Source organism: Modestobacter muralis, from assembly GCF_010682105.1.
GTDB lineage: Bacteria > Actinomycetota > Actinomycetes > Mycobacteriales > Geodermatophilaceae > Modestobacter > Modestobacter muralis.
This window is the reverse complement of sequence record NZ_JAAGWH010000068.1, coordinates 1-14834: the sequence shown is the minus strand read 5'-3', so window position 1 is coordinate 14834 and position 14834 is coordinate 1. Positions and strand designations below refer to the sequence as shown.

Sequence of the window (14834 nt, the reverse complement as noted above, 5' to 3'; positions counted from 1 at the left end):
GGACCTGCTGGCCCCGCACCGCGACGTCGACCGCAAGCGGGTCACGCTGCTCTACCGGCCCCTGTCGGCGGCTCGTGCCGCGCACATCGTCGAGCAGGACCGCCGCGCGGCTGACTTTCGGGCCACCGCCAGTGCCCGCCCCTCGGCGCGCGCGCAGATCGACCAGCGCGCCGCCCACCAGGCCGCCGAGGAGGAGGCCCGGGGCGCGGGGCTGGTCAACTTCGGGATGGTCGTCACCGCCACGGTGACCAGCTCCGACCGGCTGCCCGACGCCCGCGCGGCGATCGACAACCTGTCTGCGGCTGCCCGGGTGCTGCTGCGCCCGGTCTACGGCTCGCAGGGGTCGGCGTTCGCCGCCGCACTGCCCATCGGCCTCGTGCTGCCCCGGCACCTGCGGGTGCCGGCTGAGATCCGGGAGTCGCTGTGATCGGTCGGACCAAGTCCAAGACGACGAGCACCGCCCCGGCCGCTCCGCGACCGGGCCCTCGACCAGGTCCTCGCGGTTGGGTGGGCCGCGGCCGCGGACCGGCCGGCTACGTGCAGGCCGCCGATGAGTGGCGCGGCACGACCGTGCAGGTGTGCGGCCTGTGGCCCTTCGCCGCCGGCACCGGCTCCCCGATGGTCGGTGTCCCCATCGGCCGCAACATGGTCAGCGGGTCCACGCTGTGCTGCGACCCCGTGTCGTGGTTCCAGCGGGGCAACCTGATCAGCCAGCCGTCGATGTTCGTCCTCGGCCGCCCTGGTCTGGGGAAGTCGACGATCGTGCGCCGCATGGCGCTGGGGCTGGCCGGCTACGGCGTGCAGCCGATGGTGCTGGGCGACCTGCGCCCGGACTACGTCGACCTGATCGAGGCCCTGGGCGGGCAGGTGCTCCGCCTCGGTCCCGGCCGTGGGTCGCTCAACGTCCTGGACTCCTCCGAGGCCAAGGCCGCCGCCGCTCGCCTGACCGGCGGCGCCCGGGGGGCGCTGCTCGCCGACGCCCACGAGGTCCGGGCCACGATGGTGTCCTCCCTGGTCACCATCCTGCGGAAGTCCCCGCCCTCGGACCGGGAGGAGTCGATCCTGGACCGGGCGCTGGCCGTCCTCGACGAGCGTCACGACGGCACCCCGGTCCTCGCGGACCTGCTGCAGGTCATCCGGGACGCCCCGGCCGACGTCCGCATGGTGGCCATCGACCACGGCAACGACGACCGGTACCGGGAGCTCACCGAGGGCCTGGAGGCCAGCCTCGCCGGCATGACCCACGGCGGTCGTTTCGGAGGGATCTTCACGCGTCAGACCACCGCCCCGATGCGCCGTGACCGGCCCGTGGTCTTCGACGTCTCCTCCATCGACGACGGGCAGATGGACCTGCAGGCCGCCGCACTCCTGGCGTCCTGGTCGACCGGCTTCGGCGCGATCAACGTCTCCAACCGCCTCGCCGACGCCGGCCTCGAGCCGCGCCGGCACTACTTCGTGGTGCTCGACGAGCTGTGGCGGGCGCTGCGCGCCGGCCGGGGCCTGGTCGACCGGGTGGACACCCTGACCCGGCTCAACCGGAAGTGGGGTGTGGGCCAGGCGATGATCAGCCACACGATGAGCGACCTGCTCGCGCTCCCCTCGCCCGAGGACCGGATGAAGGCGCGCGGACTGGTCGAGCGCTCCGGCATGGTCGTCTGCGGCGGCCTCCCGGCGGCGGAGATGGAGATGCTGCGCTCCGCGGTCTCGGTGTCGCGTGCCGAGGAGGAGATGCTGACCTCCTGGACCGACCCGCCGGCGTGGGACCCCGACGGTGGCCACGAGTCCGAGCCCCCCGGCCGGGGCAAGTTCCTGGTCAAGGTCGGCGGCCGCCCGGGCATCCCGGTGCAGGTCAAGCTCACCAGCGTCGAGGCCACGATGAACGACACCAACAAGCTGTGGCACACGATCTCGCGCACCGGGAAGGTCTCCGACCTGCCTCCGGTCGACGACGTCCTGGACGCCGTCGAGGCCGCCGAAGGCGTCTCGTGAGCTCCACCGAGCGCCGCCGCGGCGGCCGCCAGGACCTCAGCGGGTTCGCCCTGCTGGGCGGTATCGCGTTCGCCGCCCTGGTGGGCTTGATCATGTACGCCGGCCTGCAGCTGGGCGCCATGCTCACCGGGGAGCAGCTGCAGCTGCCCACCGAGAACCCCCTGGTGCTGCCCATCCACGTCGTCAAGGGCGAAGTGGTGTTCTCCACGACCGCGCTGGTCTGCTCCGGCGTCCTGGCCCTGCTGCTGCTGATCGGAGTCGGCGTGGTCGCCGCGCTGATCCTGCGGCGGCGCAAGCCCAACCGCGACGTCGACCGCGCCGCCCGCCACATGGGCACCGGCCGGGACCTCGACCGCCTCAGCCGGCCGCAGGTCACCAAGGAGGCCAGGCGCCTCGGGGTCCGCGGCAGCGTCGGTGTGTTCCTGGGGCACTCGGTCATCGGCCGACGGGAGCTGCTGGCCGACTACGAGTCCACCGAGGTCAACATCTGGGGCCCGCGCACCGGCAAGACGACCTCCCGGGCCGTTCCAGTGATCCTCGAGGCGACCGGCGCGGTGCTGGCCACCAGCAACCGCCGCGACCTCATCGACGCCGTCCGCGACCCCCGCGAGGCCCTGGGCCGGGTACACGTCTTCGACCCGCAGCAGATCATCGGCGAGCCGCCGACCTGGTGGTGGAACCCGCTGTCCTACATCACCTCCGGGCCCGCCGGCCCGGAGGTGAAGGCGCAGGCGCTCGCCGGCATCTTCGCCGCCTCCGCGATCCCCCCGGACGCCAAGGAAGACGCCTTCTTCGACCCCGAGGGAACCGAGCTCGTCGGCCACCTGCTGCACGCCGCTGCGGCCAACGGCATGCCGATCAGCCAGGTCTACCTGTGGGTCACCGAGCCTTCCAACGCCGACCCCGCCCGGCTCCTGGACACCGCCGGCTACCCCATGTCCGCCGCCGCCGTCCGCAGCGTCGTCAACGCACCGGACAAGCAGCGGCAAGGCGTCTACGGCGCGGCCAAGCGGCGCGTGTCCTTCCTGACCAACACCGGGGCGCTGGAGTGGATCACCGCCGGCCGGGCGCCCGGCCGGGAGCAGTTCGACGCCGAAGCCTTCGCCGGCGCCGCGGGCACCCTGCTCCTGGTCTCCCGCGAGGGCCGCGGGTCGCTGTCGGCGCTCACCACCGCACTCACCGCCGCGGTGTGCGAGGCCGCCGAGCACCGGGCCAGCCGCTCCCCGGGCGGTCGGCTGGCCAGCCCCATGACCGTCGTCCTGGACGAGGTCGCCAACGTCTGCCGCTGGCCCGACCTGCCCAACCTCTACAGCCACTTCGGCGGCCGCGGCATCTACCTGCTGGCGATCCTGCAGTCCTGGTCCCAAGGCGTGGAGGTGTGGGGGCCGCGCGGCATGGCCAAGCTGTGGTCCGCGGCCAGCGTCCGCGTCTACGGCGGTGGCGCCTCGGAAGTGGACTTCCTCCGCGAGCTGTCGACCCTGATCGGGCACTACCGGCCGCAGACGACGTCGGCGACCACCAGCCGGTCAGGCCGGTCGGTCAACTACTCCGAGGGCCACGAAGAGGTTCTCGACGTCTCCGACCTCGGCGCGCTGCGCCGAGGTCGGGTCATCGTCTTCCCCTCCGGTGTCCGGCCGGTGCTCGTCGAGCCCCGGCCTTGGTACTCCACCGATTACGCCGATACCGTCCGAGCCTCGATCAAGGCTCACGACCCGGCTGCTGAGGTCACTCTCGCCGAGCACGACGTCGCACCGGCCGGTGCGATCGGTGCGCGCCTGGGGCGTCGATGACCAGCGCCCACCTCGACGACGACGAGTGGGCCGCCGAGCCGGTCGCCGAGGCGGCCGCGGCCGTGCCGGTCGACGAGCGGATCGCGGCCGCGGTGCTGCGCGAGGAGGACGCCGCCGGCACCGTCAAGGTCGCGGCCGCCCAGCTGGCCGAGCTGCAGCAGCAGGACAGCGTCACGCCCAGCAAGATCGTCGCCGCCGAGCAGAAGCTGGCATCAGCCGAGCGCCACCACCAGGCCGCGCGAGACGGCGTGGTCCGCGCGCGGCAGAAGGTCGCCGAGGCCGACCGGGCCGACCAGGCCGCCGTCCCGGCTGAGGCCGAGGCGCCGCCGCTGCAGTTCCCTACGCTGCCGGCGTTCGTGGCCTACCTGGCCGACCTGTACCGCCGGGAGGTGTTCGACTCCTCCGAGCGGGTGTGGTGCCCGAAGTGGTGGGAGCACCCGGAGGCGATCGCGCGCCTGGAGGCGATGTGGCGGGCGCTGGAAGCGCTACGCCAGGACCCCGCGACCGGGATCTCGGTGTGGTTCCGCGACCACGCCGACGTCCACATGGCCCAGCTGATGCAGCCGCACGGCCCGTTCCGGGGCTGCACGGCCACCCGAGGCCACTCCATCGAACCGCTCAAGCCCTTGCCGCTGGACGACCCGCCCGCGGAATGGTGGCCCGAGGAGCATTCCGGCCCGTGACGGAACGGCCCGTCAACAAGCCCGAAGGCCGGCCGTCGTCGTACGCCGGCCCCGCAACCCTCGGCCCTGGAGCCCACCCCATGAGCACCCGCGTGACCCACCGCCTGCCTGCCGTTGTCGGGCTGGCGGCCTTGGCGCTCCTCCTGAGCGGCTGCACCGAGCCGGGGCCCGCGCTCGGGCCCCTACCGCCGGACCCGAGCAGCAGCACCAGCGCCGGCGTGCCCGCGGCACCCACCGCTGGCTCCGGCACGAGCACCGCGGCGGCCGCGCCGACGTCGGTTGAGCTGCCCAGCGCGGAGAAGCAGGCACTCGCCGAGGCCACCGAGGCGGTCACCGACTACTACGTCGCCGTCGACCGCATCAACAGCGACCCCAGCGCCGACCCGGACACCCTGCAGGACGTGGCCACCGGCGACGCCTACCTGGCCTCGGTGCGCGCAGCCGTCAGCAGGAAAGGCCGTGGCCTCGTGCAGACCGGCAGCGCACGGGTCGTCGACGTGAACACCGTCAGCATCGACCTGACCAACGCTCCTCCCAGCCGGTACCCGACCGTCGTCCTGGACACCTGCCTCGACGTCAGCGCCACCGACGTCGAGGACAGCGACGGCGAGTCCGTCGTCCCGGCCGACCGGCTCGACCGGACCACCGCGCGCCTGGACGTCGTCCACCACGATTTCGGCTGGCGAGTTCACAACATCGCGTCCTCGGGTGAGCCCTGCGCGTCCTGACGGCGCCTGCCCTCCGCCCCTCTGAGGGGCAAAACGCGACTGGCCCCCTCCCGATCTCGGGAGGGGGCCAGTCGCGGCGTGTCCGACTCAGCAGTAGTGCACCGAGTTGCGCGAGGGGTGCGGCGTCGGGGTCTTCTGCCCGATGCGGGGGTCGCTCGAGAGCAGCTTGCCCTCGACGATGAAGCGGTCGTCAGCCTTCGTCACGCCGGTGATCGTGCCGATCGCCAGGGTGTCGCCCGACGTGTTCACGATGCGGATCTCGCTCTCGGCGAGGGCGTTCTGCGGCTTCAACTTCCACACCCCTCGCCCGGCTTCCCACGCCTCCTGCACGGTCTGCCCCGCCCAGTGGCCCACCCGCGTCCTGCCCATCGGGTCGTTCGACTTGGCCTTCCGCTCCTTGCCCAGCTGGATCTGAAGCACGTTTCGCTCCTCTACTCGTCTGGCCCTGCGGTCATCAAGCACTGTAACTAGTTAATGAGCTTGAGCGCCTGGCTGGCGCGCATGAGCACCCGATCGGGTGACAACACCCACCGGCTGCACACCGCGCAGTCAGCGCCCCCAGGAGCGCTCGACGGTGCGGTCCGGGGACTTCCGCGCCTACTCCTAGGGGGACACCCGAGCTGGCTTGAGCTGCGCACAGGAAATGCCGATGATCCTCGGTGATGAAGATCAACGGGCCCACCACCGGGCTGCTCCTCACCGCCACTGTCCTGCTGTCCGGCTGCAGCGGTCAGAGCGACGCAACCGTGGGCGCAGCGCCAGCATCAAGCGCAGCGCCGACCTCGAGCGCAGCGCCGGCGTCCACCACTACAGGCGCGCCGGCGATCCCGTCCTCAGGTCTGCCCACGGCTTCGACTCGTGCAGACGGCACGGTGGACTACTGCGTCGACCAGGCACCGGCGACTGGCCCGACCGCCGACCAGTTCGGCGCCGCCAACGTCGAGGCGGCCTACTGCGAGATGGTCACCTTCACGCTCGACGAGTCCTCGTTCATCACATCCTTGCTCGTCCCGAGGAGGGACGGCACCCCGCGTCAGCTAAACGAGTTCTCCTCCGTCAAGCGATACATGACGCCCACCGTTCAGAAGCTGTGGGACGAGCAGGTCACCGCAGCACTGAACGGCGACGAAGAGGCTTTGAAGAACGTCAACTCGGTCACCTTCTACGACTTCGAGGGTGAGGGGATCGCCGTGACGGCCGAGCCTGGCTTGGTCACGAACAAGAAGGCTGGTCCAGCATCGCTGTCCTCGGGCACCGGTCCGGATGGTGCCGCCCAGCTCGTCATGTCCTTCGCCGTCGAGGCCGACCTCCGTATCACCCGTGACGGGCAGCCGACCGTGCTGCACGCGGAAAAAGAGATCACCTACCGGCTGGTACCCACGGGCCCGGCGGATCTCCCGTGGTTGATCGACGGCTTCCAGGGGACGTTCAAGACAACTTTCGTCGAGTAAGCGACCACGCCGACGCATGGCAGCGGGACGACCGCGCCCATCCAGCTCTGCCCTCTGTCGACAGCGAAGAAGCGGTCAGCGTCCCCGCGAGCGCTCGGCAGTGCGGTCCGGGGACTTCCGCGCCTTGGGTGCGCGCAGCGCGGCCTTACCTGCGGCTGGGGCGGCGGTGACCGGCTTGGCGTTGAGCTGGTCGGCGGTGGTCCGGGCGGCCGGGGCTGTGGTGCCCATCGCCTGCGTCAGCTGGGCGCGGCGCGCAGACTCTTCGGTGCCCACGGCGCCGCCGCCCTGCGCGGCCTCGGCGAGCAGCCGGGCCTCGGCCGACTCGTAGCTGCCGGCGGCCGCGGTGGCGCGGTTGACCTCGGCCTGGGCCACGGTGACGTCCCGCTCCCCGCCTTGGCGCAGCCCGGCGACGACCTGGGCGGCCAGGTCGATCGGCTTCTCCAGCTCGGCGAGCTCGGTGGCCAGCCCGGCACGTCGCACGTTCTGGTCGAGGACGGCGGCGACGTTGGGCTCGTTGGTGGCCAGCGCGACGGCGGCCTCCAGCGTCTCCCCGGCCTGCTGTGCCCGTCGGCGCTCGACTGCTGCGGCCTGGCGCTCGGTGACGGCGCGCTCGAGGGCGTCCCGGTCGACTTCGCCGCCGTCGTCGAGGTCGACCCCGTACCGGTCCCGCACCTGGGTGCGAATCCGGTCCAGTGCGCGGTTGGCCTCGGGGTCGAGGTCACGCCAGGACTGCGCGGTCTGCCAGACGTCGGCGACGTCGCTTGCCCCGGCGGTGCGCCACCAGTCGTCGCGGTCGACCACGCCGTACTGCGCGCGCGCTGCGTTGCGCTCGGCGGTCAGCCGGGTGCCCATCTGGCGCGCCTGCTGCGCGTCGGCCTCCGCCGCCTGCCGTGCTGCCTCAGCGCGGGCTTCGGCGATCCGCTGACCCACCAGTGCGGCGGCCGTGGCCGCCAGTCGCAGACCTCCGCCAACGATCTCGTCGGCGCCGTCGGGCTCGCTCATGACCTGATCCTCCTGGGCTCTCGCCGGTTCATCGTTCGACGTCGGGCCGGTGTCGGTCTGGCCCGACCCCGCTACTCAAACCGTGCTCGGCTCCCTGAGGCCGGCGGGCCGGCTCCAGCCTGTTCGGGACTGGCGATCCCGGCCGCTGGGCGAGGTCGCTTGCACGCAGGGGGCGCTGCCCCATGCTGTTGACCCGCTCGGGTTCGGCCGCCGCCGCGCCAGCCATTGCCGGTGCCCGGTCCGGCACCGGCGGCATCGCCGCCCGCACCGACTCCAGCCGGTGCCGCATGGCCTCGGCGATCTGCGCGGCCCTCTTGGCCTCCCCGACGGCCAGGTGCGCGTCGTGCAGTGCGCGAGCGGTGTTGGCCAGCTGGCGCAGCAGGACCGCCTGGGCGACGGTGCCCTGTCCGCCGTGGGCGACCGAGGACAGCACCATCGCCGCCGACCGTGCCGACGGGCCGGTCTTCGACGGCTTCGGGGCCCGGTGCGACTGCACCTGTGCTGACCGGGCGAGGGCGTCGGCGGTGGCCGCCAGCGGCCCCGGCGTGGTCTCCACGCGCGCCGACCAGGCCGCGAACGCACCCGACGTCTCGGTGGCGACCCGCGCCCACGTCGCGTGGTCTGTCGCCGGCACGTTGGCGAGCCACTGGCGCAGCTCGTGGACCTCTGCCGTGCACTGCTCCCACAGCGCGGGGTCGACCTCGCGGGCCTCGCGGCCTGGTGCCACCGGCCGCCGCCCGCGCTTAGCTGCCGTCCACTCTGCGGCGGCGGCCTGGGCCGCCTGGGGGGTGTCGGTCCAGCCCTGCCGCAGTCGTGGGAGGGCGAGGTCGCGGGCCAGGGTTCCGCCGCCGAACCAGATGGGGCGTTCACCGCCGGCCGGCCGCTGGGCGACGGAGTATCCGACGATGACCGACTGGTCCCCTGCGGCGTACCGGGGGCGGATGATCATGCCGCCGCCGCGGACCCGGCGGACGAACTCGGCTTCGTCCTGCGAGGCCGTCGCCGCACCTCGGACGGCGCGGGCGACGGTGACCCGCTCAGGCTCCGGGCGGGCCAGGCGCTCGGCCTTGGCCAGCTCGGCGGGCTTGACGCCGCGGTCCCCTCGCTGGGCTCCGCGGGACTCCAGTACCTCCAGGCCGTGCTTGCGCTCCAGCTCCCCGGCGAGCTTCTGCGCGCGCTTCCAATCCCGCCAGACGTCGGCCTTGGTGCCGTCGTCGCGGACCAGGCTGACCACGATGTGAACGTGGTCGTTACCGGCCGTCGACTGCCCGTGATGGACGGCCACCCACCGGCAGTCAGCGCGCCCGGTCGGGTCGCCGTTCTCGTCGATTCCAGCGCCACCGATGAACCCCATACCGGTGACGAAGTCCTGCGAGATCGCAGCCCACTTCTCATCCCCCAGCTGGCCCTCCTCGGCACGCACGGCCAGGGAGACGTGCCAGACCGGCCCGTCGGGGATCGTCGTGCCCAGCAGCCGCCGGGGCTCGTCCAGCGCACGCCCGATCGCGTTGGCTGCGTCGCGGTCCAACTCGGCGTCGTCGTGCCACGCCATGATCGCGGGGTCACCCGTGATCAGGTGCGGCTCGGTGTGCTCGTTGTGCCGCCCGGGACCGGCCAGGTAGCGCATGAGGCCGCCGAAGTCTGACCCGCGCGTGATGTTGGGCATCATCGGCCGGTCCCCCGTCCGCCGGCTCCCGCGTCGCGTCCCCGGGCTGGCTCGGCCAGTGCTTCGGCAGCCGCCGAGATGCGCGGCACCAGCCGGCGCACGGCGTCCAGCACCGCAGCAGCCTCGGCCGGAAAGTCCGATGCGGCGTTGGCCTTCTTGGCGACCTGGTTCACGTTGTTGCTCACCCCGGCCAGCAGCCGCCGGATGGCAAACAGCTCCACGATGCCGTCCCGCCGCTCGGCGGCTGTCGCCCGGTCACCCGCCATCGCGGACTCCACCAGCAGGCGGGGCACCGTCACTCCCTGCTCAGCAGCCAGCCGGAGCAGGACCGCCTCCTCCTCCGGGCTGGTCTTGACCCGGTGGTCACCGCGCCGGCCCCCGGCGACGTTGGCCCGGCGACGACGCATCGCGTCGCGCAACGTCACGGGTGACTCGCTCATGACCGGTCCTTTCGCCAGCGCAGCGATCCCCCGCCAGGGGGAACCAGGAGGCCAGTGTGCCGACGTCTCGGCCCGGCTGTCCAGCCGGGATCGCGTTTAGGGGACCTAAACGCCTAGCTTGCTCTCCTACCCCACCTGACCGGGTTTCCGCGCACTGCGCGGGTAGAGAACGGAAATACCCGCGGCTAGGGTCGTGGAATGCCTGCTGACCTTGGTGCCGACGAGGCCGTGGAACGTGCCCGCCAACTGCTCGACCCGCGCTTCGGATCCATCCGCTCACTGGCCGACCGCCGTGCCGCACTCGCCGACGCCCGCCGGGTGATCGACGAGGCCGAGGTCGCCGACGCACAGGCTTACGCGGAGGCGCTGCGTGCCGGCTGGAGCGAGGCTGATCTCAAGGCCGTCGGCTTCGAGGCCCCCGAGCGGCGACTGCCGGGTCGACCTCGCCGGAACCGCAAGCAGACCAGTGGCGCCGGGGGCGCGGCCGACGGCGCCGCCACCACCAACGGGCAGCAGGAGACGGCCTAACCGTCGGTCTGCCCAAGGGCGCTGACCTGCGGTCAGCACCGGCGCGCTCCGCGCGGTTGAGCCGGCTACGCCGGCGCTGCGGGAGCTCCGCTCCCTCCCGGCAATCCGAGCCTGCGGGCGCGTCCGCTCCGGTCAAGGTCGTACGTCCTCGCTGCGCTCCGGGCGCTCCACCTTGACCTCCACGGCCTCATGCACCCGCTGACTTCTTCTTGCCAGGAGGGGGCGGGGGGTGGTTGGCCGCCGGAGACCGCAGTGGTGCTGCCGAGGCCCGGCGGTGGAAGTCGGATAGTGGGGTGGTGTCAGCGCGCCCTGCCGGTCCACCACCCCGGCGTCTTCCGGTGCCTGAGGACCTCCTCGTCACCTCCTCCGACGACCTCGCTTTGGCCCTCGAGGACGCCGAGCGGAGGCTGGACCCTCCGATGCCGGTGCGGGTCCGGTGGAACGGGGAGTGGCACTTATCCGCGCTGTTGCACGGCTGGCAGCAGAGCGAGGAGCGCGGCGATGGGTGGCTCGGCTGCGTCGAGTACCACCGCGTGATCGCACCCGGCTTCGGGTTCGCCGTCGGCCGGTGGACGCCGGCCTGGAACATCGAGCGTGCCGCCGGGGACGCCCCGACAGGGTGAGGGAGCGGCGCCCCATCGCGTTGCCGTGCGGCACGGCACCCTTGATCCTGCTGGCCGAGGGGGCGTCCCGGAGTCGGTCAGCCAGTAGCGACGCTGATGCCGACTTGGACGAGCACCAGGGCGGCTACGGCGAAGACGAGCCAGGCGAACCAGCGCTTGAGTCGACTGGTATCCAGCCCGGCCCCGAGGCGCCCAGCGATGAGGGCGGCGACGACTGCGGCTGCGGTGAAGCCAGCCGTCACGGGGACGTCAATGGGCACGTCGCCGGCGTGGGCGGCGAAGCCGGCAGCGGAGTTGACGGCCACGATGACCAGGGAGGTCCCGATCGCGGTGGCCATCGGCAGACCCAGCACGATCACCAGCACCGGAATGATCAGGAATCCGCCGCCGACGCCGAGCAGGCCGGTGAGGAACCCGACGACCAGCCCGCCGGCGATTGTGCGAGGTAGGCAGCGGCGCCAGTTGACGGTGCCGTGGTCGGTCGCGCACGCAGCACCAGTGTTGGGCTTGTCCTGCAGCATCCGCACGCCGGCGGCGATCATGAGGGCGGCGAACAGCGCGAGCACGACGTCCTCAGGCAGCAGCCGGTTGACCGCAGCGCCGGCGAATGCCGTCGCCGCACCGGCTGCCCCAAAGATCAGTGCGATCCGCCAGGCGATCTGGCGGGCTCGCAGTCGGGGCAGCAGGGCGACCACGGCGGTGATGCCCACGACGAGCAGCGACGTGGCGACGGCCTGGGGCAGCGGCTGGCCGACGACGTAGACCAGGGCTGGGACGGCCAGGATCGACCCGCCTCCGCCGAGGAGTCCGACGAGGGCGCCGATGACCAGGCCGAGGCCGATCGCTGCGCCGATCACGGGACGGTGGGGGCGCTCGCGGCGCTCGTGTCGGCGGCGCGCTCGGGTCCGGTGGTGGAGGAACGCAGGACGGCCATGACGTCGTCGAGCTGGACCGGCTTGTCCCCGCGGTTGTAGGGCAGGGCCGAGAGTGCGGCTCCCATGGCGCAGGTGTCGGTCACCGCGGCCACCGTCAGGCCCGTGCCGACGCCGCCGGCCAGGAAGCGGAGCTTGGGGAAGCGGATGGAGGCCAGGACGCTAGCTGTGACCAGGCTCCCGGCGACCAGGCGGACCTGGCGCTCCAGGGCCCAGCGCTGGCGGCCGCGGCGCAGGGGGTGACCACCGGCGGTGTGGGCGTTCATCCCGCCCTCGAGCACGGCCAGCTGCTTGGCTCCGGCGGCGGTGAGGGCGTCGTGGGCGGTGCGGGCTCGGCTGCCGGCCTGGCAGACCAGCACGACCGGCCCGTCGAGGGCGGCGGCGAGGGTCTGGGCGTGCTCCTGCACCAGGGGCAGCGGCACGTTGAGCGAGCCCGGCACGTGGGCGGTCTCGTACTCCGCGGGTGTGCGGACGTCGATCACCGTGGGGGCGGCCGGCTCGGTGAGCCGGGCAGCCATGGCGTCGGGGGCGATCAGGACAGGACTGGTCATCGGATGGGTTCGCTTTCTTAGTTGAGGGGCCCGGTCGCCACCGGGTGGGGGGCGCCGATGGCGACCGGGAGTTCAGGACCGGTGCAGCAGTCGGCGTAGCCGGCCGCCGCCGGTGGGTGCGGGTGCGGATGCGGGTGCGGGGTCATGCCCGGGGCACCGCTGGGCGGAGGGAACCCCGGCCAGGACGCGGTCGACGTGCTGACCGCAGCCCGACCAGGTGGCCAGGCCGCAGGTCCGGCAGGTAACGGCTCGACACATCGCAGGTCGCGCCTCAGACCGAGACGGACTCGGTGTGCAGCCCGACGGCGGCAGACCCGGTGTCGGGGTCGCCGTAGCCGCCGTCGACCAGCACCGGGCGCCGGCCGGCGCGGGCCAGGATCGATGCCGCGATGGAAGCGCGGTAGCCCGAGCCGCAGTAGACCCACACGTCTCCGCCCGGGACCTCCTCGATACGCCCGGACAGTTCGTGGATCGGGATGTGGATCGAGCCCCGAACCCCGCCGGCGGCGCGCTCGTCGTCGCGGCGGGCGTCCAGGACGACGGTGTCGTCGTGGTCGGCGAGCTGTGCGGCCAGGCCGGCGAAGTCCGTCACCGGGTAGGAGCCCAGCTCCCGGCCGGCGGCCAGCTCCTCGGGGCTGCCCACCGCGGCACCGGCCAGGCGGTCCACGCCGATGCGGACCAACTCGCGGCGGGCGTCGGCGACCTGCTGCTCGGACTCCCCGATGAGGGTCAGCGGGGCGTCCCAGTCGTAGAGCCAGCCCAGGTAGGTGAGGAAGTTGTTGCTGAGCTCGAAGTTCAGCGCCCCGGGCAGGTGGCCGGCGGCGAAGGCGGTACGGGCCCGCAGGTCGACCACCCATTCACCGGCCTCCAAGCGAGTGGCCAGCTCGGCGGCGTCGACCGCTCGCGGGGTGGACAGGTCCACCGGGTCGGGGCCGGCGGCGTTGATCGGGCCCATGTGCGCGTAGTAGGCCGGGTAGGCGCCGAGGCCGGCGATGAGCTGGTCGACGAAGGCCTGCTCGTCCTGGGTGAGGGCCGGGTTCACCTTGGCCTGCTCCCCCACGGTGGAGGACGTGCCGCTGGTCGGGGTGGCGGCGCAGAAGCTGCCGAAGCCGTGGCTGGGGAACACCGCGGTGCCCGCCGGCAGCTCCTGGACCAGGCGCCGGACCGAGTGGAACTGGGCGTGGGTGAGGGTGTCGGTGTGCTCGGCGCCGAGCAGGTCGGTGCGCCCGGTGGCGCCGTAGAGCATCGACCCGCCGGTGAAGACCGCCTGTACGGCGCCCTGGGCGTCGGCGAGTGCGTAGGAGACGTGGTGGTGGGTGTGCCCGGGGGTGTGCAGCACCTGCAGGCGCATCTGGCCGGCGACCAGCACGTCCCCGTCCGAGGCCGGCACCCGGTCGTAGGACACGGTGTCCCCGGCGGGGACGACGTAGGCAGCGCCGGTCACCCGGGCCAGCTCCAGGCCGCCGGTGACGTAGTCGTTGTGCACGTGGGTTTCGACCACGTGGCTGATCGCCACGCCGCGCTCAGCTGCCAGCGCCTGGACCCGGTCGATGTCGCGCTGGGGGTCCACGACCACACCCACGCCGGCGTCGCTGACCAGGTAGCTGCGGTCGCCCAGGCTGGTGGTCTCGATGATGTCGATCTGCATGACGAACTCCTTATGCCCTACCCGGTAGGGGTATCTAGAGGTGAGACTGCGGCGAGATAGGCCCGGCCGCTCAGGCGACGGGCTTGCCGTCCTCGATCCAGGCGTTCATGCCGCCGGCGAGGTTGCCGACTTGGTGACCACCAGCGGCGAGGAACTCAGCGGCCTGCTGGCTGCGGCGCCCGCTCTGGCACACGGTGATGATCGGGGTGGCGCTGTCCAGCTCGTCCTGGCGGGCGGCGAGCTGCCCGAGGGGGATGTTGATGCTCCCGGCGATCGCGCCGGTAGCGACCTCGTCGGGCTCGCGCACATCGAGCACCCGGGCGGAGGTCTGGTCGGCGACCTGGGTCGGCGTCAGCTGGGCGATGGACGTCATGGCGTACTCCTTCGGGTCATCGGTCGGGGCGTGGACACGGGCCCTGAGCCAAGGGCGCGAGCGTCAGGCCAGGGACAGCAGCAGCCGCTCGAGCTCGCGGAGGTCAACCTCGCGGGTCTCCTCCGCCGAGTTGATCGAGCAGTACCGCATCCCAGTGCCGACCACGGCGAAGCTGGCCTTGTTCAGCGCCTTGGACGCCGCTGAGAGCTGGGTGACCACCGCGGCGCAGTCGCGGCCGTCCTCGATCATCCGGACGATGCCGCCGATCTGGCCCTGGATGCGGTTCAGGCGCTTCACGACGTCGGCGAGCTCGCCCTGAGGGATGTCCACGTCGATGACGATACATACCCCCGGGGGTATGTGCAACGGCGCAGCGGGAGGGGCTCGGCAACGACCTGACACTGACCGAAATCGCCCGTTTCTGGGCCTC

At 72.6% G+C, this 14834-nt stretch carries 17 protein-coding genes; 8 read left to right on the top strand and 9 right to left on the bottom strand.

The window, feature by feature from the left end:
* The 5 genes from GCU67_RS20805 to GCU67_RS20785 form a co-directional block, all read left to right on the top strand.
* On the top strand, positions 1-427 hold a 427-nt coding region (locus GCU67_RS20805; RefSeq protein WP_246215485.1), incomplete at its 5' end, for an SCO6880 family protein.
* Positions 428-507: 80 nt separating this feature from the next.
* Positions 508-1989 carry a hypothetical protein gene (locus GCU67_RS20800; protein WP_211661831.1) on the top strand — a complete coding sequence of 494 codons (1482 nt, stop codon included), beginning with the start codon at positions 508-510 and terminating at the stop codon, positions 1987-1989.
* A complete protein-coding gene (locus tag GCU67_RS20795; protein WP_163613371.1) occupies positions 1986-3779 on the top strand; it encodes a TraM recognition domain-containing protein in 1794 nt (597 codons plus the stop codon). The genes GCU67_RS20800 and GCU67_RS20795 overlap by 4 nt, the downstream gene beginning before the upstream one ends.
* The gene (locus GCU67_RS21500) at positions 3776-4462 is read left to right on the top strand and encodes a DUF4913 domain-containing protein (protein ID WP_211661830.1); all 687 of its coding nucleotides are present in this window, start codon (positions 3776-3778) and stop codon (positions 4460-4462) included. Before GCU67_RS20795 ends, GCU67_RS21500 begins: the two co-directional genes overlap by 4 nt.
* A 218-nt stretch (positions 4463-4680) precedes the next feature.
* A complete protein-coding gene (locus GCU67_RS20785) occupies positions 4681-5190 on the top strand; it encodes a hypothetical protein (RefSeq protein WP_163613369.1) in 510 nt (169 codons plus the stop codon).
* Positions 5191-5277: 87 nt separating this feature from the next.
* Here GCU67_RS20785 and GCU67_RS20780 read toward each other — a convergent pair whose 3' ends face one another.
* On the bottom strand, positions 5278-5610 hold the full coding sequence (locus GCU67_RS20780) for a hypothetical protein (RefSeq protein WP_163613368.1): 333 nt from the start codon (positions 5608-5610) through the stop codon (positions 5278-5280).
* Positions 5611-5849: 239 nt separating this feature from the next.
* Here GCU67_RS20780 and GCU67_RS20775 point away from each other — a divergent pair, with 239 nt between their 5' ends.
* The gene (locus GCU67_RS20775; protein WP_163613366.1) at positions 5850-6641 is read left to right on the top strand and encodes a hypothetical protein; all 792 of its coding nucleotides are present in this window, start codon (positions 5850-5852) and stop codon (positions 6639-6641) included.
* Between the two features lie 75 nt (positions 6642-6716).
* Here the strand turns inward: GCU67_RS20775 and GCU67_RS20770 are convergent, their stop codons facing one another.
* From GCU67_RS20770 to mobC, 3 genes are read right to left on the bottom strand one after another with little or no spacing between them, the layout of a single operon-like run.
* Positions 6717-7643, bottom strand: a complete 927-nt coding sequence (locus GCU67_RS20770) for a hypothetical protein (RefSeq protein ID WP_163613365.1) — start codon at positions 7641-7643, stop codon at positions 6717-6719.
* Between the two features lie 28 nt (positions 7644-7671).
* Entirely contained in the window at positions 7672-9312 is a 1641-nt protein-coding gene (locus tag GCU67_RS20765) for a relaxase/mobilization nuclease domain-containing protein (RefSeq protein ID WP_163613363.1), read from the bottom strand.
* Positions 9309-9749 carry a plasmid mobilization relaxosome protein MobC gene (gene mobC, locus GCU67_RS20760; RefSeq protein ID WP_163613361.1) on the bottom strand — a complete coding sequence of 147 codons (441 nt, stop codon included), beginning with the start codon at positions 9747-9749 and terminating at the stop codon, positions 9309-9311. Before mobC ends, GCU67_RS20765 begins: the two co-directional genes overlap by 4 nt.
* 198 nt (positions 9750-9947) lie before the next feature.
* Between mobC and GCU67_RS20755 the strand changes: the two genes are divergently transcribed.
* Positions 9948-10277 (top strand): hypothetical protein, encoded by a 330-nt coding sequence (locus tag GCU67_RS20755; protein ID WP_163613360.1) that lies wholly within the window; start codon positions 9948-9950, stop codon positions 10275-10277.
* Between the two features lie 338 nt (positions 10278-10615).
* On the top strand, positions 10616-10900 hold the full coding sequence (locus GCU67_RS20750; RefSeq protein ID WP_163613358.1) for a hypothetical protein: 285 nt from the start codon (positions 10616-10618) through the stop codon (positions 10898-10900).
* Between the two features lie 77 nt (positions 10901-10977).
* On the opposite strand, the gene GCU67_RS20745 is transcribed toward GCU67_RS20750, so the two are convergent.
* The 5 genes from GCU67_RS20745 to GCU67_RS20720 all read right to left on the bottom strand — a co-directional run bounded on the left by GCU67_RS20745 (position 10978) and on the right by GCU67_RS20720 (position 14734).
* Complete coding sequence (locus GCU67_RS20745) at positions 10978-11757, bottom strand: sulfite exporter TauE/SafE family protein (protein ID WP_338105191.1); 780 nt, start codon at positions 11755-11757, stop codon at positions 10978-10980.
* Positions 11754-12383, bottom strand: coding sequence for a rhodanese-like domain-containing protein (locus tag GCU67_RS22615; RefSeq protein WP_163613356.1), 630 nt, complete (start codon positions 12381-12383; stop codon positions 11754-11756). Before GCU67_RS22615 ends, GCU67_RS20745 begins: the two co-directional genes overlap by 4 nt.
* A gap of 271 nt (positions 12384-12654) precedes the next feature.
* Entirely contained in the window at positions 12655-14031 is a 1377-nt protein-coding gene (locus GCU67_RS20730) for an MBL fold metallo-hydrolase (protein WP_163613352.1), read from the bottom strand.
* 70 nt (positions 14032-14101) lie between these two features.
* Positions 14102-14404 carry a rhodanese-like domain-containing protein gene (locus tag GCU67_RS20725; protein WP_211661829.1) on the bottom strand — a complete coding sequence of 101 codons (303 nt, stop codon included), beginning with the start codon at positions 14402-14404 and terminating at the stop codon, positions 14102-14104.
* A 63-nt stretch (positions 14405-14467) separates the two neighbouring features.
* A complete protein-coding gene (locus GCU67_RS20720) occupies positions 14468-14734 on the bottom strand; it encodes a metal-sensing transcriptional repressor (RefSeq protein ID WP_163613350.1) in 267 nt (88 codons plus the stop codon).
* Positions 14735-14834 lie beyond the last annotated feature (100 nt).

Excerpts from the sequence above, each read along its gene's own strand:
- GCU67_RS20725 (WP_211661829.1), bottom strand. The coding sequence starts at position 14,404 with ATGACGTCCATCGCCCAGCTGACGCCGACCCAGGTCGCCGACCAGACC.
- GCU67_RS21500 (WP_211661830.1), top strand. The coding sequence starts at position 3,776 with ATGACCAGCGCCCACCTCGACGACGACGAGTGGGCCGCCGAGCCGGTC.
- GCU67_RS22615 (WP_163613356.1), bottom strand. The coding sequence starts at position 12,383 with ATGACCAGTCCTGTCCTGATCGCCCCCGACGCCATGGCTGCCCGGCTC.
- GCU67_RS20770 (WP_163613365.1), bottom strand. The coding sequence starts at position 7,643 with ATGAGCGAGCCCGACGGCGCCGACGAGATCGTTGGCGGAGGTCTGCGA.
- GCU67_RS20730 (WP_163613352.1), bottom strand. The coding sequence starts at position 14,031 with ATGCAGATCGACATCATCGAGACCACCAGCCTGGGCGACCGCAGCTAC.
- GCU67_RS20755 (WP_163613360.1), top strand. The coding sequence starts at position 9,948 with ATGCCTGCTGACCTTGGTGCCGACGAGGCCGTGGAACGTGCCCGCCAA.
- mobC (WP_163613361.1), bottom strand. The coding sequence starts at position 9,749 with ATGAGCGAGTCACCCGTGACGTTGCGCGACGCGATGCGTCGTCGCCGG.
- GCU67_RS20765 (WP_163613363.1), bottom strand. The coding sequence starts at position 9,312 with ATGATGCCCAACATCACGCGCGGGTCAGACTTCGGCGGCCTCATGCGC.